Raw genomic sequence first — 22,755 nt, 5'->3', positions numbered from 1 at the left:
GTTCGCAAGAAGCATGCACCCGCAGGCTGGCCGCGGCAGCTCCATAACAGTCGGCGGCGATAGGCGGTTCCAATTCTGGCCTCAGGGTGGACAAACAAAGGCGAAGCTGTGACCGCGATGCCTCTGTTGCGCTCCAGCAACAGCATGGTCAGGCGCCTGCCAGAAGACCTTCGAGCGAGGGCAGGATCAGCCCCGGCGGGAGGTCGCGATATTCATCCGGCTGGTCGGCGCGATTGATCCACACCGTGCGGAAGCCGAATTTGGCGGCACCCGCAATATCCCAGCGGTTGGAGGATTGGAACGACACCGCTCCCGGATAGAGCCGCCATCCGGTGACCACCATGTCGTAGACCGACGGGTCGGTCTTGAAACGCTTGATCTGGTCGACAGAGAAGACGTCGTCCAGGATCTGGTCGAGCGCAGCGGATTTCACTGCCGCCTGCAGCATTTCCGGCGAGCCGTTGGACAGGATCGCGAGCTTGGCCCCCGAGGCCTTGAGCGCCTTGAGAACGGCGGGCACTTCCGGATAGCAGTCCAGCCGCCAATAGGCCTCCAGAAGCTTCGTCTTCAGCGCGGGATCGGCCGAGGGAACCTTGCGGAAGGCAAAATCGAGAGCCTGCTCGGTCAGCTGCCAGAAATCGGCATAGGCGCCCATCAGCGTCCTGACCCAGGAATATTCGAGCTGCTTGGCGCGCCAGATATCGGACAGCAATTGTCCGTCCGGTCCGATCTCGCCGGCATGGCGGCGAACGGCGGCGTGCACGTCGAACAGCGTGCCATAGGCGTCGAAAACATAGGCTGCATGATGCATGATCGCTGTTTTGCGGCGTGGCGGCGCCGTGCGCAAGCACTGATTGCGCTGCAAGTGCCTCTGGCCTCAATCAATTTCGCCGATGTCGGTTGACGCCAGCCGCCAGGCATCTTCCAATGGCGCCCCGAAAATCAACCACACGGAAGCGAGCGATGACACTGGCAGCAGCGGCGCAATCCGCGACATGGACTTATGTGGACGGCGACTGGTACGAAGGCAATGTCGCCATCCTCGGACCGCGCAGCCACGCCATGTGGCTCGGAACCAGCGTGTTCGACGGTGCCCGCTGGTTCGAGGGCGTGGCGCCCGATCTCGATTGCCATGCCGCGCGCGTCAATGCTTCGGCAATCGCGCTCGGCCTGAAGCCCTCCATGAGCGCCGATAAGATCGTCGGCCTGACCTGGGACGGGCTGAAGAAATTCGACGGCAAGACGGCGGTTTACATCCGGCCGATGTACTGGGCCGAGCATGGCGGCTACATGGGCCTGCCGGCCGATCCGTCCTCCACCCGTTTCTGCCTTTGCCTCTACGAATCGCCGATGATCCCGCCTTCCGGCTTTTCGATCGGCATCTCGCCGTTCCGGCGGCCGACCATCGAGACCATGCCGACCAACGCCAAGGCCGGATGCCTTTACCCCAACAATGGCCGCGCAATCCTCGAGGCCAAGATGCGCGGCTTCGACAATGCGCTGGTGCTGGACATGCTCGGCAACGTCGCCGAGACCGGCACCTCCAATATCTTCCTGGTCAAGGACGGGCATGTGATGACGCCGGCGGCGAACGGCACCTTCCTGTCCGGCATCACGCGCTCGCGCACGATCAACCTGCTCGGCGACTACGGCTTCAGGACCACGGAGAAGGCGCTGTCGATCCGCGATTTTCTCGAGGCGGACGAGATCTTTTCGACCGGCAACCATTCCAAGGTCGTGCCTATCACGCGCATCGAGGACCGCAATCTGCAGCCCGGGCCGGTGGCCAAGAAGGCGCGCGATCTCTATTGGGACTGGGCGCATTCGACTTCCGCCGCCTGAGCGGCTAAAAAGGCGCCCGGCGCTTCGTTCCGGAGTTGCCCCAGCCCATTCCAGTCCTATCTTAGTCCGGTAGTTTCACCGGACTTTTTCCTGAGGGAGTACCATCCATGGCTTTTGAGTTGCCCGCTTTGCCTTACGACTACGAGGCTCTGCAGCCTTATATGTCGAAGGAGACGCTGGAGTATCACCACGACAAGCACCACAAGGCCTATGTCGACAACGGCAACAAGCTGGCCGCCGAGGCTGGAATGGGCGACCTCTCGGTCGAGGAGGTCGTCAAGCAGTCCTTCGGCAAGAATGCCGGACTCTTCAACAATGCCGCCCAGCACTACAACCACATCCATTTCTGGAAATGGATGAAGAAGGGCGGCGGCGGCAACAAGCTGCCTGGCGCTTTGCAGAAGGCCATCGACAGCGATCTCGGCGGCTACGACAAGTTCAAGGCGGACTTCGTCGCCGCCGGCACCACCCAGTTCGGCTCCGGCTGGGCCTGGCTCTCCGTCAAGGACGGCAAGCTCGCCATCTCCAAGACGCCGAACGGCGAGAACCCGCTGGTTCACGGCGCATCGCCGATTCTCGGCGTCGACGTGTGGGAGCACTCCTATTACATCGACTACCGCAACGCGCGGCCGAAATATCTCGAAGCCTTCGTCGACAGCCTCATCAACTGGGACTACGTCCTGGAGCTTTACGAGAAGGCGAAAGGCTGACCAAATCGACGGAAAAGCCCCGGCATGCCGGGGCTTTTCTTTGCGCCGATGCAGGAGGGCCAACCGACCTCATCGACAAAACCGTTGCGCCGCCGAGGAATAATCCCGCCGCGACGCCCGTTAACGCTTAGTCCTGAAAATTCTTCCCGTGGAGCCATTAATGAGAAAGCTAGTCCTCGCCATCTCTATGCTCGCTGTTGCCGGTTCGGCCGCCTTTGCCGATCCGATCCAGGATCGCCAGGCCCTGATGAAGGAGCGCGGCAAGCTCGCCGGCCAGTTGTCGAAGGTGGTCAAGGGCGAGGACGATTTCGATGCGGGCGCAGTGCTGACGACGCTGAAGGCTCTGCAGGCCAACGCCGAGAAGTTCGATGCCGAGAAGCTGTTCCCGGCCGGCAGCGACAAGGGCGACACCACCGCCGCGCCGAAGATCTGGCAGGATATGGCGGGCTTCAACTCGGCCGAGGACAAGCTCCTGGCAGATCTCAAGGCCGCTGTCGCTTCGCCGCCGGCCGATGTCGATGCGCTGAAGACGCAACTCAATACCATCGGCGGCGACTGCGGCAACTGCCACCAGAACTACAGGATCAAGAAGGGCTGATCGCCGGCCATGGCCTGGCTGAAGAAACTTGTCGGCGCCGCCATCGTGCTGGGCGGCGTCGGTGCTGGCGCCGGCTGGGTTCTCTCGGCGCCGGTCAGGCTCGACGCCGCGGCCCTCGCTCAGCTTGCGCCGGGCGACGCCGCCCGGGGCAAGCGCATCTTCTATGCGGGCGGCTGCACCTCCTGTCATGCCAAACCGGGATCCAAGGGTGACGCCCGCCTCGAACTCGCCGGCGGGCTCGAACTCAAGACTGCCTTCGGCATCTTCGTGCCGCCCAACATCTCGCAGGATCCCAAGGACGGCATCGGCGCCTGGAGCGAAGAGGATTTCGCCAATGCCATGCTGAAGGGCGTCTCGCCCTCCGGCGAGCAATTCTACCCGGCCTTTCCCTATGCCTCCTACGCACGCATGAAGCCGGCCGATATCGCCGATCTCTACGCCTTCATGAAGACGCTGCCGGCCGTCGCCGGCAAGGCGCCTGACCACAGGCTGGGCTTCCCCTTCAACATCCGTCGCGGCGTCGGCCTGTGGAAGCGGCTCTATCTCAGCCCTGAGCCGGTGATCGCCCTGCCGCAAGGCACGCCGGACAAAGTGCTCGCCGGCCGCTACCTGGTCGAGGGGCCCGGCCATTGCGGCGAATGCCACACGCCGCGCGATTTCGCCGGCGGCGTGAAGAAGGCCGAGTGGCTGGCAGGCGCCGTGGCCGCTGAAGGCACAGGCATCGTGCCCAACATCACGCCAGCCGGACGCGGCATCAAGGACTGGTCGGAGGCAGACATCGCCAACTATCTTGAGACCGGCTTCACGCCCGATTTCGATTCCGTCGGCGGCGCCATGGTCGAGGTGCAGCGGAACATGGCCCAGCTGACGGCCGACGACCGCGCCGCGATCGCCGCCTACCTCAAGGCCGTCCCATCGCACCCCAACGGCTATCCGGCGCGCAAGCCGGCGAGCTGACAGGATGGCGCGTGCGCGGCCGCGCTCCAGGATGCGTGCGTTGAGCCACGCCAAACGCTTCCCGCATCGCTGCTGATGGCATATTAGTTGACATTGATACTCATGTATTATAGCCGCTTCGGCCAGTTTTCCTGGCTGACCGAAGCTTGCCATGTCCTCGATTGACCTCGTGTCCGCAGCCGCCCGTGGCGGGCAGCGCGCCGCACTTCTCGTTGCCGGCGGACGGACGCTCTCCTATGCGGAGCTCGACGGTCTCGCGCGGCGCTTCGCCGCGCAACTCGGACAGGGAGAAAAGCAGCTCGTGGCCATCTCGGCCGAAGCGTCCGAACATGTGGTCGCTGCCTATCTTGGTGCCCTGCAGGCCGGCCATGCCGTGGCCATGTTGCCGCCTTGCGACGACAGGCAGTGGGAGGATTTCCTATCGGCCTTCCAGCCGGATTTCACCTACCGGCCGGCCGGCGGCCGCTGGCGGCTGGTCAAGGAAGCTTCGCCCGCGAGAAAGGTCGAGCCGCTGCACCCCGATCTCGCGCTGCTGCTGATGACGTCCGGCAGTTCGGGCGCCGCCAAGGCAGTCAGGCTTTCCTATGCCAACCTTGAAGCCAACGCGCGGTCGATCGCGACCTATCTGGAACTCTCGTCCGCGGATCGGGCCGCACTCGTGCTGCCGCTCCATTATTCCTACGGACTGTCGGTCCTCAATTCGCACCTGATCGCCGGAGGCAGCATTCTATTTCCCGGCGTCTCGGTGATGGATGGCGATTTCCTCGGCACGATCGCCGACGCAGGCTGCACGAATCTGTCAGGCGTGCCCTATTCCTTCGAACTCCTGGAGCGGGTGCGTTTCCGCGACGCCGAGCTCAAGGCGCTGCGCATGATGACGGTGGCCGGCGGCCCGCTCAGCCCCGATCTCATCCGCCTCTACCGGGACCATATGCGCGCCCGGGGTGGCCGCTTCTTCGTCATGTATGGCCAGACCGAGGCGACGGCGCGCATCGCTTTCGTCCCGCCGGAGAGCCTTTCCGATAGGGAAGAGCGGATCGGCGTGGCGGTCCCAGGCGGCAGCCTCGGCATCGTCGATGTTAACGGAGAGCCCATCGACGGGCCCGGCATTCCTGGAGAACTCGTCTATCGCGGTCCGAACGTGATGATGGGTTACGCGACGCGGCGCTGCGACCTCGCGCGCGGCGCCGAGGTCGGGGCGCTCAACACCGGTGACATTGCCATGCAGGACGAGCGGGGCTTCTTCCGCATCGTCGGGCGCAAGAGCCGCTTCGCCAAGATCGCCGGCCTCAGGATCGGCTTCGATATCATGGAGCAAGCGCTGGAGCGGGCGGGCATTGCCGCTGCGGTGCTCGGCGACGATCGGGGGCTGCAGGCCTATGTGACGGACTCCGGTTCGAGGGGCAGAGCACAGCGCATTCTTGCCGAGGCCAGCCGCCTGCCGGCCAATCTGGTTCGCGTTGAGGCACGCAAGGACTTTCCCAGGCTTGCCTCGGGCAAGGTCGATTATGCTTGCCTGGACAGGGAGAGGCTGGAAGCGCGGGCGGAAATCCGATCCGAAACGGGCGGCGTGCTTGGCGCCTATGCCCGCGTGTTCTATCCGCTCGCCGTCGGCCGCAACGACAGCTTTGTGTCGCTGGGCGGAGATTCGCTTCGCTTCCTGCAACTGGTGCTGGAACTCGAACGCCTCGGCCTGGAGCTGCCGGACGGCTGGGAACGCCTGAGCGTCGCCGAACTGGCTGGTCGCAAGGGGACGATGCGGCCTCTCAGGCATGGGCAGGCAAGCGAGATTCCCGTCGATCTGGTGCTGAGGGTCATCGCGATCCTGCTCGTGGTCGTGCATCACGAGACGCTATGGCCTATCCCCGGCGGCTCCGGCGTCATGATGCTGCTCGTCGGCTACAGCCTGGCACGTTTCCAGTCGGACCATTTCCGCGCCGGTCGGATTCGGCAGGCGCTGAGGCCCGCGATCGATGTCCTGATCCCGTATTTTCTCATTGTCGCCGCTTATGCTGTTGCGTGGCGGGCGATCCCATGGGCCTCGGTGACGCTGACCGGCAACCTCGGCTATGCCGAACCGGAGCGCCATGAGATGATCCCCTATCTTTACTGGTTCATCGAGGCCTACGCGCAGACACTTCTGGTCTTCGCCCTGATCTTCGCGATTCCGGCTGTGCGCAAGCTCGCCTTGCCGCGGCTCTTCGTTTTCTCGCTCGGCCTGCTGGTGTTTGCGGCTGCAGCGCGCTTTTCGGTGCCGCTGTTCTTCGACTGGGGCAACCGCCAGATATTTGCAATCCATTGGGTCTTCCACGTGGCCGTCTTCGGTTGGTGTGCCGGGCTTGCCGACACTTTCGAAAGAAGACTTGTGGTGACCGCGTTGGCCGCCGCAGTGCTGGGTTACCTCGCTTTCTGGGAGTCGGTCTGGCTCGGCACGACGGTCAAATACGCGATGATCTTCGCAGCGCTTCTGGCCCTTCTTTACCTGCCACGTGTTCGCCTGTCAGCCGGGGCGGCGCGAGTGGTCACGCAGATCGCCGTCGCGGCATTTCCGATCTACCTCTTCCACCGCTTCGTGCCGGAGCAGTTGATGGCGCCCGCCGCGGACTTGTTGCCGGCTCCGGTGTTCAAGCTGCTGGCGATTGTGGGCGGCATCGCTATCGGGATCATCGCCAGCAAGGCCCTGGCAGGCATCCGAACCCTGCGCGGCAGATCTGCCATGGGGCGCCAGCCGCAATTGCGCTCTGCCTGAACGCGTCGTCTATGGTCGTGCTGAAGCGGCTATGCGTGGCGATCGCCCAGGAAGTCGAAGCCGTTCTCGAAAAAGTGGTTGTAGTCGCAGGTCAATTCCTCGCCGGGAGCGATGTCGCGCAGCGCGTAGGTCTCCTCGGGGGAGGACACATCGCAATTCGGCTCGTCCGCGTGGTTCATGTAGCGCGCGTCATCCGCCTCGAAGACAATGAAGTTGGGATCGCGCCGGTCCGGGTAGGAATAGCGGTCGAGATAGGTTTTCACCGGACCGGATTCATTCTCGTAGGTCTCCACGGGAATGCGCCGGTCGAACCTTGGATCGAGCTTCCAGATCAGCGTGCCCCGCGCAATGCGGTGCTTGGCGAAGACGCCGATGCCCTGGATCGGCGATTTGTCGAGATAGACGTCGACGAGCAGCATGACGGACCCTTGAGAATTCCACGGCGTGCGGCGAAAAAGCCGCGCATTGGGTAACGCGCGGCTGTCGCAATTGCGAGTGGAAAATCAGGCCTTGCCGGTCACTTTCAAGGCAAAGGCGTAAGTGTACGCGATCTCCTCCAGCCGCGAGAACCGGCCCGATGCGCCGGCGTGGCCGGACTCCATGTTGATCTTGAACAGCACCGGGTTGTTGCCTGCCTTGCGCTCGCGCAGCCGCGCCACCCATTTGGCGGGTTCCCAATAGGTGACGCGCGGGTCGGTGAGCCCGGCCAGCGCGAGGATCGGCGGATAGTCAAGCGCCGCGACATTGTCGTAGGGCGAATAGGCCGCGATCGTCCTGTAGTCGCCGGCCGAAGCGATCGGATTGCCCCATTCCGGCCATTCCGGCGGCGTCAGCGGCAGGCTGGCGTCGAGCATGGTGGTGAGCACGTCGACGAACGGGACTTCGGCTACGATGCCGCCGAAGCTTTCCGGCGCCATGTTGGCGACCGCCCCCATCAGCATGCCGCCGGCCGAGCCGCCTTGAGCGACGATGCGGTCGTGGCGACTGTAGCGTTCGGCCACCAGATGGCGCGCGCAGGCGATGAAATCGGTGAAGGTGTTCATCTTGTGCCGACGCTTGCCGTCGTCGTACCAGCCATAGCCCTTGTCCTTGCCGCCGCGCACATGGGCGACGGCATAGACGAAGCCGCGGTCGACCAGCGACAGGCAGTTGGTGTTGAAGGCGGCGGGAACGGTGATGCCGTAGGAACCGTAGCCGTAGAGCAGGCAGGGTGCCGAGCCGTCGAGCGGCGTGTCGCGATGATGCATCAGCGAGATCGGCACCAGTTCGCCATCCGCGGCTGGCGCCATCAGCCGGCGGGTGACGTAATGCTCCGGATCGTGGCCGGAAGGCACTTCCTGCGTCTTCAGAAGCACCCGCTCGCGGGTGCGCATATTGTAGTCGAAGATCTGCGCCGGGGTCGTCATCGACGAATAGGTGAAGCGCATGACCTCGGTATCGTATTCATAGGAGCCCGACAGGCCGAGCGAGAAGGCCTCCTCGTCGAAAGAGATGAAGTGCTCCTCGCCATTCGAGCGGTCGCGCACGACGATGCGCGGAAGGCCGTCCTTGCGCTCCAGCCTGACCATGTGATGCTTGAATCCCAGCACCGACAGGATCAGCCGGCCGGGTTCGTGCGGCACCAGTTCTTTCCAATTGGCACGCACCGGGTTTTCGACCGGTGCCGTCATGATCTTGAAATCCTTGGCGCCGTCGGCATTGGTGAGAATGAAAAAGACGTCGCCGCCTTCTTCCAAGTCATATTGCAGGCCGGTCTCGCGCACTGCCACCAGCGTCGGCTCGGCAAATGGCTGTTCGGCGCGGAGCAACCGGTATTCCGATGTCTCATGATCGTTGATGCCGATCAGGATCCAATCGTTGGAACGCGTGCCGCTGACATCCATGAAGAAACCGGGATCGGTTTCCTCATAGATCAGGTGGTCGTTTTCCACGCTGTCGCCGAGGGTGTGGAAGAGCACTTTCGAGGGACGGTGGCTGTCGTCCAGCCGGGTGTAGAAGAACCCATCATCAGCAGCGTTCCACACGCCGCCGCCACCCGTATCCGGTATCTGGTCGGCCAGTTCTGCGCCGCTGGCGAGATCGCGCACCCGCAGCGTGAAGAACTCGGAGCCCTTGTCGTCGAAGGCCCACAGCAGCTTGCTGTGGTCGGCCGAGTGATCGACGCCGCCGAGCCGGAAATAGGTCTTGCCCTCGGCCTCCGCATCGCCGTCGAGCAGGATCTCGTCGGCGCCGCCGTCGCGCGGCGTGCGGAAGTAGCGCGGTTGCTCGCCGCCCAGCCGGAAGGACGAGCCATAGGCAAAGGGGCCATCCTTCATCGGCACCGTGGAATCGTCTTCCTTGATGCGCCCCTTCATCTCGGCGAAGAGCCTGGCCCGCAGGTCGGCTGTGTCCGACATCAATATCGCCTGATAGGCATTCTCTGCCTCGAGATGGCTGCGGATTGCGCCGTCGAGCAGGGAAGGATCCCTGAACATCGCCTGCCAGTTGTCGGCCCTCAGCCAGCCATAGTCGTCAGTCCGGGTGATGCCGTGATGCGTGTCGGTAACCGGCCGCTTCTCGGGCTGTGGCGGGCTGGCGGGCGGGAAAGCGGAAGGTCTGGTCATTACGTCTCGCTGTGGGAATTGCTTGAATGGCAAATGAACACGCCGCTCAGCGGCAGTTCAAGGGCAGGGGTGCAAGGTGGTCTGCAGAAGTAAGTTCAAGGGGGAAAAGATGAAGTCCTGTGTTCGCGCTGCCCTGGCCTTGGCTGTCGTTTCGACAGTCCTGGCCGTGTCCGGCCCGTCTCATGCAACCGCCTTCGCCGCCTGGCAAGTGGTTGGCGTGCCGTTCGGCGACACGCTCAACGCGCGCAAATATCCGGCAAGCACATCGCAGAAGCAGGCGGCCTATCCGAACGGCACACGCCTGCAGATGACAGGCCGCTGCACCGGCGGGGTCGACCTGCTCGATCTTTCCGGTCAGCCGCATTGGCAGCAGCGGCAAGCGATCCGCTATCGCTGGTGCGAGATCTGGCACGATCCGGCGCAGAATGGCCATTTCGTCACCGGCTGGGTCTACGGCAAGTATATCGCGCCTGCCGAGTGATCGGACACTTCCGCGGATGCTTCATAAGACGAGCGCAAAGTTGCTTTCGCAACCTGCGATATGCCGTTGCATCCCGTCGGATTTTCAAGCATTAGCCAAGCATAAGCGGTCGATTGGCGTGGTCGCTCTCTGGGTAAAGCTTGAGTGACGCCGCGTCACGTTATGCTGGTCTGGCCAGAAAAATCTCGCTAAGTTACATGGCGCACGGTTTTTTGAAGCTGAAACCGCAATATTTGATAGACAGCGCTCAATATAATTCTTTTTGTGAATTGACTTACTTGCGCCCCAGCGCCATTAAGATAACGCGACGCGAATCGTAGAGGCTTTCCTGCGTGAAATTCGCGCCATGCCCGATCTGAAAAAAGGGCGCAGTTATAAAACAACTCTCGTTGGGGCCTGAGCACAATGGATATCGTCGAAACACCTTCCAGAAATAGTGACGCACTGATCGAGCTAACCGCCGATGTCGTCGCCGCCTATGTCAGCAACAATCCAGTACCGGTCGGCGAACTGCCTAACCTGATCGCCGATGTCCATGCCGCGCTCGGTCGCGTCGGCGGCGCGGCCGAGCAGCCGTCGGCTGAGAAGCAGAAGCCGGCTGTCAATCCGAAGCGCTCCGTCCACGACGACTACATCGTCTGTCTCGAGGACGGCAAGAAGTTCAAGTCGCTGAAGCGCCACCTGATGACCCACTACAGTCTCACCCCGGAAGAATACCGCGAGAAGTGGGGCCTGGACGCCAACTATCCGATGGTCGCTCCCAACTACGCCGCGGCACGTTCGCAACTGGCCAAGAAGATGGGGCTCGGCCGTAAGCGCAAGGGGCGGTGATTGCGCATTTGCTTCAGCAATTCGACGGCGCCCGTGAGGCGCCGTTTTGCTGTTCGGGACCGCTAATGCATGTCGCTCAGAAGTGTGCAACGATTCTGAGACAACAACATGCATCAAAACAAACACTCAAAGCGCGTCGCCTGAATCCGTTTCAGCGCGGCGCGCTCAAGTATGAAGGCGCGTCAGGCGGTCTGCTTCAGGGCGACTTCCGCGTCGCGCTTGATGCGCTTGACCATCGAGCGCAGGCCGTTGGCGCGCTGCGGCGATAGATGCTCGTCGAGGCCGAGTTCCTTCAGCGTCGTCTCGGCGTCGGTTTTCTGAATTTCGCTCGCCGCCCGGCCGGAAAACAGCGCCAGCATGATGGCGACCAGACCGCGCACGATATGAGCGTCCGAATCGCCCTTGAAGCTGATCACGGGATCCACGCCCGGCCCCTGGTCGGTGGTGAGCCAGACCTGGCTGACGCAGCCCGGCACCTTGTTGGCGGCGGTGCGCTCTTCGTCGGGAAACGGCGGCAGCGCCTCGCCGAGCTCGATCACATAGCGATACCGGTCCTCCCACTCGTCGAGCAGGGAGAAGTCGTCGCGGATCGTCTGGATCGAGGTCGTCATTGCCCCGCATATAGTGACGCGGTGCGGCCACGTCACGGAAAAAGAAACCGCCGCGGGCGTCGAGAGGTCGGACGGGCCCGCGGCGTAAGCGCAACTCCAGGAAAAATGTGAACGGTTTTTCGTCCGGAATTGCCCAGAATCAATGAGGCCGAGTGAGCGGCTGAAACAGATCTCAGTTCTTCGCCGTCAGCATCACCGGGATGTCGACCTTGGCGGGCAGCACGATGTCTTCGGCGACGCCGCCGGTGGTTTCATCCGAGGTGTCCGCAACCTTCGCCGACCCCGCCGGTTGCTCCGACCCCTGATCGTCCAGCATCGCGGCGGCGATCTTGGCGGTTTCCTTGGCTCGGACCGAAATGGTGTGCATGGCCGACTTTCCGGTCTCGCATACATCCGGCTTGCGCTCGCAGATGCCGGCAATGTCGCCGACCGCTTCGCGCGCCGCAAACAGTGCCTGGATCGGCCCGACCGCCTGGCGCCCGTCCTCGTTGGAGCCGACGCTGAGCGGCAGCGCGAGCAGCACCAGCGAAAACCAGAAAGCCATCCTGATCAGAAAGCCCATCTCGATGCCCTCTCGTCCGTGACAGGATCATGCATCATCGGCATGACCTCTTTTATGGGCAGTATAGTGGCACATCTGCGCAAAAGTCGGCTTGCGCGAAAGCCGCGAATTTTCCTCAAATTTTACACGAATTCGAAACGATCGGAATTTGCAGCTGCCTTTTACTCAAAGGCCGCCGATGGTCTTAACGTCATGATAACCATCTATGCCATTGTTTCGAAAGCACGTTTTCGCAAGCGCGCTGGCGCTTGCGATGCAGGCCGCTCAATTTGTAGCGTCAGTTGCGGCTAACGCTCCATTTACCATGGCCGTAGATCGGCGGAGTTTGCGGCTTCGGCATACCAATATTTGTCGGGAGCGAGGCGATGACCTTGCCAGCCTTATCCATTCCTTAAACGCTGGATGCGAGTTTCAAGCCAAGCAAGAGTCACCTGCGTAGCAGGCAGTTCACGACCGGGTATGCGTGCATTGAGTTCGATGACGGCCAGATACGTTCAACTGCCTGGCGCAATGGCGGCCGGCTGTGAACGCATGGTGCATCCAACCGTGACAGGGGAGGCTGACCGCCAGCACCAGCGCCGCTTCATCGGTGTCATGCTCGCCGCTCCCTTCCTTGCCGCCGGCGCCGCGGTGACGCTGGTCACCTCGGGCCTCGGCGCGGCCGTCACGGTGGCCACGATCTTTGCTGCTTTTGGCCTCTGCTGGTTCACGGCGCTCCTGGTGGCGGCGTCAGGCCGCATGGTGTTCGCAGCGCAGGCCGCGCTCGCCGTCGGCGGGTTCGCCCTGGCCGGCGCCATTGCCGCGGCAGGCGGGCTTGCCTCCCCGGTTGCTCTGCTTGCCGTGGCGCTGCCGGTCGAAGCGTGGTGGATCGCTGGTTCCCGGCGCGCGGCGCTGTTCGGCGGGCTTGTGGCGGTTGTCGGCATTCTGCTGCAGTCATTCGCCGGCCACTTGCTGCCGCTGGGCGCGACTGCGATCGCCGCCTGGCATTGGCTGCTGCCGTTCGCCTGGGCATTGACGCTCCTGCCGCGCGCGGGCGCCGTCGCCAATTCGGCCGGAACGCGCCAGGCTGAGCCTGCTGCCGACCGTCTCGAAGACATTGTCGAGGCGGTCGTGCTGCGCGTCGGCCGCCAGGGCGAAGTGCTCGACGCCTCGGGCAAGGCCCGCTCCATCCTGAAGCTGGCGCCGGAGCTGCTGTTCGGGACCGGCCTGTTCGACCGCATCCACCTTTCCGATCGGGTCGCCTATCTCACCGCGCTCGCCGACATGCGCGAGGGCGCGCCGAGGCGCCGGCTGGACCTGCGCATCCGGCTGCCCCGCGACGGCGCCGGCACGGCCGACAACTTTCGTCCGTTTTGCCTGGAGCTGATGCACGGCGATGTCGACCAGGATGTCTTCACCTTCGTGCTGCGCGAAAACGATGTCGTCGCGACATTGCGCGAGGAACTCGCCGCAGCCAGGGAAGCGGCCGCGGCCGCCGAGGTGGCCAAGAGCCGCTTCCTGGCGGTGGTCAGCCACGAGCTGCGCACCCCGCTCAACGCCATCATCGGCTTCTCCGACATGCTGCTGCACGAGATGTTCGGGGCCTTTCGCGATCCGCGCCAGAAGGAATATGTCGGCCTGGTGAGGGAGTCCGGCCAGCATCTTCTGTCGGTCGTCACCTCGATCCTCGACGTCTCGCGCATCGAGGCCGGCGCCTATGCGACCGAAATGGAGCCGTTCCGCTTCATCGAGGCAGTCGAGATGTGCCGGTCGATGATGCAGCCGCTGGCGCAGGCAAAGAGCATCGCGCTCGACGCGCAGATCGCGCCGGACGCAGGCGAGATCAATGCCGACCGCCGCGCCGTGCAGCAGATCCTGATCAATCTCGTGTCGAACGCGGTGAAGTTCACACCCGACGGCGGCGACGTGGTGATCGGCGCCAAGCGCGTCGGCTCGCGGCTGCATTTCTGGGTAAGCGACACCGGCATCGGCATCGCGCAAGAGGATTTCGCCAATCTCGGCAAGCCGTTTACGCAGATCCAGAACGACTACACGCGCCGTTTCGAAGGAACGGGTCTCGGCCTGTCCCTGGTCAAGGGTTTGGTGGCGCTGCACGACGGCACGATGTCGATCGAAAGCGCGCCGGGCGAGGGCACCACGGTGACGATCAGCCTGCCGGTCAACGGGCCGAAGCGGCGATCGGATGCGCCTTCGAACGGCGTGCTGCCGATGCCGGCGGCGAAGCCGAAGGGGGAAGCGAATGGGGAGAGAAATGGCTCGCTCCGCAAGACGGCCTAAGGTGGTCGAACCCGAGCGCGGCGTACTGGGCGAGGGCGCCGTCGCGGTCGGCCAGATGATCTCGCGCAATCCCGTTCTGGTCGGCGGATCGACCGCCTTCCTGGTGACGCTCTTCTATGTTTCCGCCAATGCGCTCTGGTATCAGCCTTATCCGCACACCGGCGCTTTCTTCGCCACCCGCAGCATTGAGAACTTTCCGGATACCGTCTCCAACGAGCCCGAGACCACGATCAACATCGTACGACAGGCGCCGGTCAAGCCGGATCCGGTTGTCCAGCAAGTGCAGAGCATATTGAAGGATCTGAACTTCTACGACGGTGCGGTTGACGGCCTTTCGGGACCGGCCACCCGCAAGGCCATTCAAGCCTATCAGCTCAAGGTCGGGCTGCCGTCATCCGGCGCCATTGATGATGCGCTGCTTGATCAGATCGGCGCACGGCAGACGACGTCTGCCATTCCGCACCCGGTGCCGCGGCCGGCCAGCGCCGCATCCGAGCCGGCCGCGGTTCCTGCTCCGATCCCGGTCTCCGCACCCGCCAATGGCGCAGCCCCGGATGCCCGCATCGTCAAGATCCAGGCCGGCCTCAAGGCATTCGGCAACAACGACATGCAGCTCGACGGCGTCGTCGGCGCCCGCACCAAATCCGCTATCAAGGAATTCCAGGCGCTCTTCGGCCTGCCCGAGACCGGCGAGCCCGACGAGGCCGTCTACGTCAAGATGCGCGAGATCGGTCTGACGAACTGACGGCTGGTGGCGGTTCCTTTAAGCCAATGCTCAGGGTCCCGCATCCCGTGAACGATTGCTACGGCTAGGACGCCATAGCTCATTGGCTCGTAAATGATGATATACCGGCCCTCCACGAGAATACGAGCGGAAGCACTCAGCTCTGGCCGAGCGACGCCCATATTGGGATGGCTCGAGGCGAGCTCCAACTTGTCGAAAATCTGTCCCAAGAGGCGGTTAGCCGCACCTTCGTTGTCGACCGCGATATGGCGCCAAATCTCGCGGAGATCCTGTTGCGCGCGAGGGGTAAGTCGATAGCTAGCCACGTTCGGCGTGCTCAGCCTTCAGAGCACGCAGAAAGGCGGCGCGATCAATTTCCTGACCTTCGCCGCTAGCAATACCTTCGTCATATGCCTGCCTTAGCTGCGCCAGTTCGAGGGCACGAAGCTCCTCGCGGTACTCCCACAGCCTCAGTGCTTCCCTGACGATTTCACTGTTCGAAGCATATCCGCCCCCGTCCACTGCGTCCTGCAAACGGGCGGCCTGCTTTGGCGTTAACGAAATGGTGAGAGTGCGCATAGCTTGGCTTTTCATCGTTCCTTTATAGTGCCTTTCATAACTTTTAACAAGATTTGTTAGGAAACCCTTTCTGGCTGGTGCATAGGCGCTCGCAGGTTTGTAAGCATTTCGCTAAACAGTCCGCATGTCATTCGGAACCTTTCCATGCGCGTGACCACCGATCTGTGGGTGTCGGCCCTGCTGCGCCGTGCCTTCACGGCAGGCGGCTTTGCCGCCGTGGTCAAACGTGGCGCGACTGAGGCAGGCGCTGTCTTCGTTTTGGCGCGCGGCCGGTTGGGCGAGGTCGCCCTTTACGGACCGGCGCCGCAGACCAGTTACGATTCAGCAAAGCCCGACGAGCGCTTCTTCACGTTGCTCGATTGCAGCGATGATGCCTCGGCATTCGATGCGCGGCTGGAAAAGGAAAAGCGGTTCGACCCGGACATCTGGGTGGTCGAGATCGAGGCGGGTGCGGTCCCGGTCGAGGAGCTTCTTTCCTTAAGAACAGAATAGGTGAGCTTCAGGACGCCTTGAGGCCAGCGGCCGAAGCCGCGTTGGTCGTTGCCTGGCGCTCGGCGGTCGCTGGGTTGCCGGCCTTGCCGCGGATCGCTCGCGACAGGGTCTCGGCCTTCCAGGCCCGCACCGTGTCGAGCGCCGCTTCGCGATGCAGCAGCCGGTAGCGATCGAGGAAAAGTCGAATCGCCTGCGGGTGCGGGAACTCGCCGGGATAGACCGCGACCGCGATCAGGAAAGCGGTGTCCTCACTGAGGTCGAGTGCCCTGAGCGCCGCAAGCAGGCCTGCATAGGTCGATTGCTCGGTCACCGAGCGGGCGGTGGCAAAGTCGACCTCCAGCGCATCGGCAAGAGCTGTCTGGAAGAAGGCGGCATTGCCGGTCAGCGCCGTCTCGCGCAGCTTCGCATAGGCCGGCTGACCAAGGAACGTGTTGACGGTGACGTCGCCCGCCGGCCGCATCATCGAGCGCAGCCGGCGCCGAGCATTCTCCCCAGCTTCTCCGGCAGGCGGGTGATGGTCGGCGGCGGAGGTGCCGGAAGTCGGTAGTTTCGTGACCGTCTCCGGTTGGCGCGTCTTAACGAGCGTCGGCTTCTCCAGGGCGCGGATCAGGTCGGCAATCGTTTGGTTGAGCCCTTTGCGCCGCGCGATCGCGCGGGCATGCGGCAGGCCATGGCGGCCGATCAGCGCGATGAGGTCGATATCGCTCAGTGCCTTCGAGCGGATGAGCAGGGGAGCCGCCGTCTCGACCGGCTCCTCGGCGAGCCGTCGCACCAGGGCCGTCGGGGCATATTCACACTCCGACAGCGCCGCGGCGACATAGCGCCGCGATTCGACCGAGACGTCGTCGAACAGCGGCAGCGTCAGATCCTCGAGTTGGGCGATCTCGCGGCGCGACGGCCGCGTCAGCGAGCAGAAGGCCGACACTGCGGCGCGGAACAGCCTTTCGGCTTTTCCCGCTTCGGTCCGGATAGCGATGTGCCTGAAATCCGAAGAAGACACGGAGGATACGCCCGATACTCGACACAACCCTGGTCTCGCTGGATCGGTCGGGCCGATTTCGCGTTTGCCAGAAACAAACATCAAATTAGCGACGATCCGTTAGCGCTCCGTTAACCCTCTGGCCGCCTTAATCGAGTTTGGAGGCGTTGCGTTGTGCTCCGGTCAAACCGAGAGGAATGCGCGAACCATGGGCATGGTCCTGTCATTTGTGCCGAGAACGGCACGCATAAATCGAGCAAGTCACGACACCGCTACGGCGGCGGCGGTCATCATTTTCCCCGGCGTACGCTACGAGCAGCAGCCGCAGGGCGGCCAGGCGCGGCCAAGCGGCGTTGATCCGGGCAAGCCAGGTTCGCCGCGGCCTCCTGTCCCGCATCACTGAGGGTACAATCTAGTAGTCCGGCAGCTCGCAGGCGCTCTGCTCGAGAAACCGTGACACGATCGGTTTCCAGCTCTCGTCCGGCACGAAGGCGCGGACGACGAATATGCCTTCCTCGATCGGCGCCTCGACGAAGATCGCGCCCTGCAACTCCTCCGGAAGATCGCGTCGCACATCGATCATCTGCGCCGGCGTCAGCACCACCGCATCGAGCTTGCCGCTGTTGGCATTGTGATCGTTGAAGGAATAGATGTTGTGGCCGCTGCGGTCATAGACCGAGGCCGACCAGAACGGCACGTCTCCCGGCGCCTTGATCCGCACCAGCCCGTCGGCGAGATCGAAACGGCAGGCCGCGGCATAGAACAGCGGATCCACCGATTTCACCACCGGCGCGCCGCCGGCCTCCGCATCGAGACGCGTCATCTTGTAAAGATCGGACGCCATCGCCAGTCGCGACCAGGCGTCGCGCTCGGAAAATTCCGGCACCAGTAAAAGCACGATGATGTGCACGATGCCGGCGCCGACGAGGCCGATGATCAGGGCGTGGAGCAGCCTACGCATTGCAGCCCGCCTTAAGGATGCGGGGCAGCGTCACGTCGGAAAGGCCCGTGCTGCTGGCGATCGGTGTGTCGTAGAAGGTGAGCACGAAATACATCTTGCCGAAACCGGTGGTCAGCAGCCAGTTGCCTGGAGCCGGGCGGTTGCCGACCGAGATGGAGACCATATTGTCGGGCTTGCGCAGGACATCGTAGGACTGCAGCGCGGCGGGCCTCGGCTTGCCGGTGTCGATGACACCGAGAGACTGGTCGGCGGCATAGAGCGTCCAGAAGCGGGCCGTCGGGTATCCGCCTTCGATCGTATAGGCGCATTGCCGCTTCAGCGGCTCGCCGGCCTCGTCGCGCTCGGCGACGAAGGACAAGCCCTCGGCGCGGCCGAGCGCCAGGACGCCCTCGCGCGCCACGCGCGCCTTCGAATAGGGATCGGCCCCTTGCGTGCCGATATCGGGAAAGGCGGTCCATTGACCGATGCGGATCGCACCGACGCCGTCCTGCGCATTGAGCGCATACCAGACGCTGCCGCCGCCGAGGCCGATGGCCAGAGCAAGCGAAAGCAGTGTGAGGAATGCGTTCTTGAGCATGAAGGCCGGACAAAGAGGAGGTGGCTCGGGATATCGCGGGGCAGGCCCTCATGGCAAGCCGGCTGCTTCGGTGGGACTCTCTAATGCATGTCGCTCAGAAGTGTGCGGCGGTTCTGAGACAACGGCATGCATCGAAACAAAAACTTAAAGCGCCGACAGCGTCTCCGGTGGGGTGGGCGCCTCGAGGACCGGGGCTGACTGGAACACCCTGGTCATGTCCCGCAGCGTCTGCGTGGTGCGGCTGGAGAGCACCGGCGGACGCTCGGCCTGGGCCTGCGCCGTGGCGTCGTCTGCCTCCTCCTTCTTCGCCGCCTCCTCGGCCTTGGCCGCGACCTCCGGGTCGACGAAGGGATGATCGAGACCAGGGATCGGCTTCAGGTCGATGTTCTGATGCGCATAGGCCATCAGGCGCTGCCAGACCATCGCCGGCAGCGAACCGCCGGTCATCTTGTTGGTCGGGGTGAAGTCGTCATTGCCGAGCCAGACGGCGGCCGTGTAATTGCCGGTGAAGCCGACGAACCAGGCGTCGCGGTAGGATTGCGTCGTGCCGGTCTTGCCGGCGACGACGATGTTGGGAAGCTGGGCGCGCCTGGCCGTGCCGATCACCGGCACCGCCGCCAGCATGGTGTTCATGTATTTCAGCGCCTGTTCCGAAAGCACGCGGTGCGGCGGCGGCGCGTCCTTGGTCCAGTCATAGACCACGTCACCGGTCCGGGTGACGAGTTGGGTGATGCCGTGCCTGGAGCCGACGAAACCGTTCTGGGCAAAGACGCTGTAGCCCGTCGCCTGGTCCATCACCGTCATCAGCGACGTGCCGAGCACCATGGTCTTGTGCGATTCCAGCGGTGATTCCACGCCCATCGATTCGGCCATCGCCTTGATCGGGCCGATGCCGAGATGGTCCTTGGCGAGCCGCACCGGCACCGTGTTGATCGATTTGGCGATCGCCGTCAGCAGCGTGACATTGCCGGCCGATCCGCCGCTGTAGTTGTGCGGTGACCAGCTGCCCCAGCTGACGGCGCCGCCCGACACCACCGAGTCGGGCGTGAAGCCGTGCTCCATCGCCGTGGCATAGACATAGGGCTTGAACGACGAGCCGGTCTGGCGCAGCGCCTTGGTGGCGCGGTTGAACTGGCTGGCGCCATAGTCGCGGCCGCCGACGATCGCGCGCACGGCGCCGTTGGTCTCGATGACCACCACAGCGCCTTCGGTGACGTTGTATTCTTTGCCGAATTGCCTGAGGTGGAACTCGACCGATTCTTCCGCCGCCTTCTGGATGTTGGCGTCGAAGGTCGTGTGGGCGACCAGCGAGTGCTGGCCGGTTTTGGCGATCTTCTTGACCTCGTCGAACGCCCAGTCGAGGAAATAGTCCGGGCTCTTCTGCTCGCCGCGGTCGACGATGTCGGCCGGATGCAGCCGTGCCTGCAGCACCTGGCCTTCGGTCATGAAGCCGGCGTCGACCAGGTTGGACAGCACGACATTGGCGCGGGCCCTCGCCGCCGGCAGGTTGATGTGCGGGGCGTATTTGGTCGGCGCCTTGAACAGGCCGGCCAGCATCGCCGCTTCCGCGAGGTTCAGGTCCTTGACGCTCTTGCCGAAATAGAAGTCCGCCGCCGCCTCGATGCCGAACGTGCCGCCGCCCATATAGGCGCGGTCGAGATAGAGCTGCAGGATCTCCTTCTTGGAAAGGTTCGCCTCCAGCCACAGCGACAGGAAGGCCTCCTTGATCTTGCGCTCCAGGGTGCGCTCGTTGGACAGGAACAGGTTCTTGGCGAGCTGCTGGGTGATGCTGGAGCCGCCCTGCACGACCGAATTGGCGCGCACATTCTCGAAGATGGCGCGCGACAGGCCGAGAACGTCGATGCCGTAATGGTCGAAGAAGCGCCGGTCCTCGGTCGCCAGCACCGCCTTGATGACGTGGTCCGGCATTTCGTCGACCGGTACCGAATCGCGCTGGATGATGCCGCGCTGGCCGATCTCGTTGCCGTAGCGGTCGAGGAAGGTGACGGCGAAATCGCCCTGGTTGCGCCAGTCGCCGGCGGTGATCTCGAAGGCCGGCATGGCCAGCGCCAGGAGCACCACGAAGCCGCCGGCGCCCATGGTGAAGCCTTCGCTCAGCACCTCGATGATGGCGCGCCGCCAGCCATGCAAGCGGAAGCGGCGGGAAAAGATGGTCGCCGCTTCCCAGAATTGGCCCGACTTGAACCCGATCTCGTAGAGCGAGGAATCCAGCCACGCGTCGACGGCAAGCAAGGCGGAAGCGATCCGGCCTCTTCTCTTGCGTGGTCTCAAAGGACTTGTCATTCCAGAATTCCGCCCCAGCGCCTTTCCACCGAACCGCATGTGGGCAGTGTCAGCGTACACCCTGCCAGACTATTCGACCATTTTAGCACCGCTCACAAGGGCAGCGAAGCCACACACAAACTTTGTTGATCGCTAAGGTTGATTGGGCGTGCCGGCGGCCGGCTCTGTCGGGTGAAGCAGCGCAGGCGAGCGGCAGGATGGCTGACCCGTACCCCAACGAGCCGATGAAGGCTGCTCTGGTCTCAGCAGATCGCAAGGGCGTCGCCCAAGCGTTGGCGGAGGGCGATTTCGCCGGGGAGGGGAGCCGGCTTTCCGTGCACATTGTCGGCCTGGAACGGCCGGCGTGGCATGAGGAGGCCCGACATGATGGACGAAGCGGTGCGGGATGTCCGGCGCGAACGACGGCGCGGACGCACGAGCGAAGCGGGCAGCGAGTCGAGCCGCCGTCCGAACTACCGTTCGCTGAAGAACCCCTTCCTGCCGCAGCCCGTCTTTTCCGAAGATCAGGTTGCGGCGATCCACGACACGGCGCTGCGCGTGCTCGAGGAACTTGGGATCAAGGTGCTGCTGCCCGAGGCGCGCAGCATTCTTGCCAAGGCGGGCGCCTTGGTCGACGAGGACAGCCAGATGGTGAGAATCGGCCGCGACATGGTCGCGGCGGCGCTCGCCTCGGCGCCCCGCTCCATCCAGACGTATGGCGGCGACCGCTGCCGCGATCTCGCGCTCGAACTCGGCTCGATGACCTTCCTCGCCGGCTCCGGCGCGCCAAATGTCACCGACCTTGAGCGCGGCCGGCGGCCGGGCACGCTCGCCGCGTTCGAAGAGTTCATGAAGCTGCTGCAGCATTTCGACGTGCTGCATATGCTCGGCCCGTGCATCGAGCCGCAGGATATCGACAACCGCTTTCGCCATTATGCGGTCAACCGCGCGCAACTGACGCTGTCCGACAAGCTTCCCTTCATTTTCGCGCGCGGCACGCCCCAGGTCGAGGACGGCTTCGAGATGGTCCGGCTGGCGCGCGGCCTGTCCGAGGACGAGTTCCGTGACGGAGCCTATTGCTACACCGTCATCAACACCAATTCGCCGCGCCAGCTCGACATACCGATGGCGCAGGGCATCATCGACTTCGCCAGAGCCGGGCAGGTGTCGATCATCACGCCCTTCTGCCTGGCGGGCGCTATGGCGCCGATCACGGTCGCCGGCGCGCTGACGCTGCAGCATGCGGAGGCGCTGGCAGGGTTGACGCTCGCGCAGATCGTGCGTCCGGCCGCGCCGGTGGTCTACGGCTCCTTCTCCTCCAATGTCGATATGAAGTCGGGCGCGCCGGCCTTCGGAACGCCGGAGCACATCAAGGCCACTTTGGGCGCCGGCCAGCTCGCGCGCTTTACCGGTCTGCCGTGGCGCTCCGGCGGCGGCAGCGCCGCCAACATCTCCGATGCGCAGGCCGCGCACGAAACCCAGTTCGCGCTGTGGGGCTCGGTGCTTGCCGGCTCGACAGTCTGCATCCACGCCGCCGGCTGGCTGGAGGGCGGCTTGAGCGTCTCCTTCGAGAAGCTGATCACCGACATCGAGGCGCTGCAGACCGTTGCCGAGCTTTGCATGCAGACGCCGGGCGATGCCGACGCTATCGGCTTCGAAGCCATCGCCGAAGTTCAGCCGGGCGGCCATTTCTTCTCCGCCGCCCATACCATGACGCGCTACCGCACCGCCTTCTACGAGCCGCTTGTGGCCGACTGGTCGAATTTCGGCAATTGGACGCAGGCCGGCGGCAAGACCGCCACCGAGCGAGCCTCCGGGATCTGGAAGCGGATTTTGGCCGACTTTCAGCCTCCGCCCGCAGCCGCTGCCACCGCCGGCGTGCTGGACCAGTTCATCGCGCGGCGCACCGAAGAGGGCGGCGCCGCGCCGGTGTCGTGAG

General features: G+C 63.8%; 22 protein-coding genes. 11 read left to right on the top strand and 11 right to left on the bottom strand.

Features of this window, described 5'->3' with window-relative positions:
- Positions 1 to 148: 148 nt before the first annotated feature.
- Positions 149 to 811, bottom strand: coding sequence for a haloacid dehalogenase type II (locus tag EJ074_RS08370; RefSeq protein ID WP_095805817.1), 663 nt, complete (start codon positions 809 to 811; stop codon positions 149 to 151).
- A 152-nt stretch (positions 812 to 963) separates the two neighbouring features.
- Here EJ074_RS08370 and EJ074_RS08365 point away from each other — a divergent pair, with 152 nt between their 5' ends.
- The 5 genes from EJ074_RS08365 (at position 964) to EJ074_RS08345 (ending at position 6,856) form a co-directional block, all read left to right on the top strand.
- Positions 964 to 1,842 (top strand): branched-chain amino acid aminotransferase, encoded by an 879-nt coding sequence (locus tag EJ074_RS08365; RefSeq protein WP_129552980.1) that lies wholly within the window; start codon positions 964 to 966, stop codon positions 1,840 to 1,842.
- Between the two features lie 107 nt (positions 1,843 to 1,949).
- Entirely contained in the window at positions 1,950 to 2,552 is a 603-nt protein-coding gene (locus EJ074_RS08360) for a superoxide dismutase (RefSeq protein WP_129552979.1), read from the top strand.
- Positions 2,553 to 2,712: 160 nt separating this feature from the next.
- The gene (locus EJ074_RS08355) at positions 2,713 to 3,150 is read left to right on the top strand and encodes a cytochrome c (RefSeq protein WP_129552978.1); all 438 of its coding nucleotides are present in this window, start codon (positions 2,713 to 2,715) and stop codon (positions 3,148 to 3,150) included.
- Between the two features lie 9 nt (positions 3,151 to 3,159).
- The gene (locus EJ074_RS08350) at positions 3,160 to 4,107 is read left to right on the top strand and encodes a cytochrome c (RefSeq protein WP_129552977.1); all 948 of its coding nucleotides are present in this window, start codon (positions 3,160 to 3,162) and stop codon (positions 4,105 to 4,107) included.
- 151 nt (positions 4,108 to 4,258) lie between these two features.
- Complete coding sequence (locus EJ074_RS08345; protein WP_129552976.1) at positions 4,259 to 6,856, top strand: AMP-binding protein; 2,598 nt, start codon at positions 4,259 to 4,261, stop codon at positions 6,854 to 6,856.
- 29 nt (positions 6,857 to 6,885) lie between these two features.
- On the opposite strand, the gene EJ074_RS08340 is transcribed toward EJ074_RS08345, so the two are convergent.
- Positions 6,886 to 7,275, bottom strand: coding sequence for an SET domain-containing protein-lysine N-methyltransferase (locus EJ074_RS08340; protein WP_095805656.1), 390 nt, complete (start codon positions 7,273 to 7,275; stop codon positions 6,886 to 6,888).
- 84 nt (positions 7,276 to 7,359) lie between these two features.
- Complete coding sequence (locus EJ074_RS08335) at positions 7,360 to 9,459, bottom strand: S9 family peptidase (RefSeq protein WP_129552975.1); 2,100 nt, start codon at positions 9,457 to 9,459, stop codon at positions 7,360 to 7,362.
- A gap of 109 nt (positions 9,460 to 9,568) precedes the next feature.
- On the opposite strand from EJ074_RS08335, the gene EJ074_RS08330 reads away from it, so the two are divergent.
- Positions 9,569 to 9,940, top strand: a complete 372-nt coding sequence (locus EJ074_RS08330) for an SH3 domain-containing protein (protein ID WP_129552974.1) — start codon at positions 9,569 to 9,571, stop codon at positions 9,938 to 9,940.
- A 405-nt stretch (positions 9,941 to 10,345) separates the two neighbouring features.
- On the top strand, positions 10,346 to 10,771 hold the full coding sequence (locus EJ074_RS08325) for a MucR family transcriptional regulator (protein ID WP_095805659.1): 426 nt from the start codon (positions 10,346 to 10,348) through the stop codon (positions 10,769 to 10,771).
- Between the two features lie 182 nt (positions 10,772 to 10,953).
- Here EJ074_RS08325 and EJ074_RS08320 read toward each other — a convergent pair whose 3' ends face one another.
- The gene (locus tag EJ074_RS08320) at positions 10,954 to 11,382 is read right to left on the bottom strand and encodes a SufE family protein (RefSeq protein WP_095805660.1); all 429 of its coding nucleotides are present in this window, start codon (positions 11,380 to 11,382) and stop codon (positions 10,954 to 10,956) included.
- A 172-nt stretch (positions 11,383 to 11,554) separates the two neighbouring features.
- Positions 11,555 to 11,944, bottom strand: a complete 390-nt coding sequence (locus EJ074_RS08315; RefSeq protein WP_129552973.1) for a DUF5330 domain-containing protein — start codon at positions 11,942 to 11,944, stop codon at positions 11,555 to 11,557.
- A 531-nt stretch (positions 11,945 to 12,475) separates the two neighbouring features.
- Here EJ074_RS08315 and EJ074_RS08310 point away from each other — a divergent pair.
- Positions 12,476 to 14,221, top strand: coding sequence for a HAMP domain-containing sensor histidine kinase (locus tag EJ074_RS08310; protein ID WP_095805818.1), 1,746 nt, complete (start codon positions 12,476 to 12,478; stop codon positions 14,219 to 14,221).
- A complete protein-coding gene (locus tag EJ074_RS08305) occupies positions 14,196 to 14,966 on the top strand; it encodes a peptidoglycan-binding protein (protein WP_129552972.1) in 771 nt (256 codons plus the stop codon). Before EJ074_RS08310 ends, EJ074_RS08305 begins: the two co-directional genes overlap by 26 nt.
- On the opposite strand, the gene EJ074_RS08300 is transcribed toward EJ074_RS08305, so the two are convergent.
- A complete protein-coding gene (locus EJ074_RS08300; protein WP_129552971.1) occupies positions 14,930 to 15,271 on the bottom strand; it encodes a type II toxin-antitoxin system RelE/ParE family toxin in 342 nt (113 codons plus the stop codon). The two genes, EJ074_RS08305 and EJ074_RS08300, sit on opposite strands and share 37 nt — an antisense overlap.
- Positions 15,264 to 15,524 (bottom strand): type II toxin-antitoxin system ParD family antitoxin, encoded by a 261-nt coding sequence (locus tag EJ074_RS08295; RefSeq protein ID WP_207210061.1) that lies wholly within the window; start codon positions 15,522 to 15,524, stop codon positions 15,264 to 15,266. Before EJ074_RS08295 ends, EJ074_RS08300 begins: the two co-directional genes overlap by 8 nt.
- A 144-nt stretch (positions 15,525 to 15,668) precedes the next feature.
- Here EJ074_RS08295 and EJ074_RS08290 point away from each other — a divergent pair, with 144 nt between their 5' ends.
- Complete coding sequence (locus EJ074_RS08290; RefSeq protein WP_095805664.1) at positions 15,669 to 16,016, top strand: DUF1491 family protein; 348 nt, start codon at positions 15,669 to 15,671, stop codon at positions 16,014 to 16,016.
- A gap of 7 nt (positions 16,017 to 16,023) precedes the next feature.
- On the opposite strand, the gene EJ074_RS08285 is transcribed toward EJ074_RS08290, so the two are convergent.
- The 4 genes from EJ074_RS08285 to EJ074_RS08265 all read right to left on the bottom strand — a co-directional run bounded on the left by EJ074_RS08285 (position 16,024) and on the right by EJ074_RS08265 (position 20,837).
- A complete protein-coding gene (locus tag EJ074_RS08285) occupies positions 16,024 to 17,016 on the bottom strand; it encodes a DUF2336 domain-containing protein (RefSeq protein ID WP_129552969.1) in 993 nt (330 codons plus the stop codon).
- A 391-nt stretch (positions 17,017 to 17,407) separates the two neighbouring features.
- A complete protein-coding gene (locus EJ074_RS08275; RefSeq protein WP_129552968.1) occupies positions 17,408 to 17,956 on the bottom strand; it encodes a DUF1254 domain-containing protein in 549 nt (182 codons plus the stop codon).
- Positions 17,949 to 18,533, bottom strand: a complete 585-nt coding sequence (locus EJ074_RS08270) for a DUF1214 domain-containing protein (RefSeq protein ID WP_129552967.1) — start codon at positions 18,531 to 18,533, stop codon at positions 17,949 to 17,951. The genes EJ074_RS08275 and EJ074_RS08270 overlap by 8 nt, the downstream gene beginning before the upstream one ends.
- A 144-nt stretch (positions 18,534 to 18,677) precedes the next feature.
- Positions 18,678 to 20,837, bottom strand: coding sequence for a penicillin-binding protein 1A (locus tag EJ074_RS08265; RefSeq protein WP_129552966.1), 2,160 nt, complete (start codon positions 20,835 to 20,837; stop codon positions 18,678 to 18,680).
- Positions 20,838 to 21,200: 363 nt separating this feature from the next.
- Between EJ074_RS08265 and EJ074_RS08260 the strand changes: the two genes are divergently transcribed.
- Positions 21,201 to 22,754, top strand: coding sequence for a trimethylamine methyltransferase family protein (locus EJ074_RS08260; protein WP_129552965.1), 1,554 nt, complete (start codon positions 21,201 to 21,203; stop codon positions 22,752 to 22,754).
- Position 22,755 lies beyond the last annotated feature (1 nt).

The sequence above is a fragment of the Mesorhizobium sp. M3A.F.Ca.ET.080.04.2.1 genome, from assembly GCF_003952525.1.
Taxonomy (GTDB): Bacteria; Pseudomonadota; Alphaproteobacteria; order Rhizobiales; family Rhizobiaceae; genus Mesorhizobium.
Note: the sequence above shows the minus strand (reverse complement) of the source record. Positions and strands in the feature narration are given on the sequence as shown.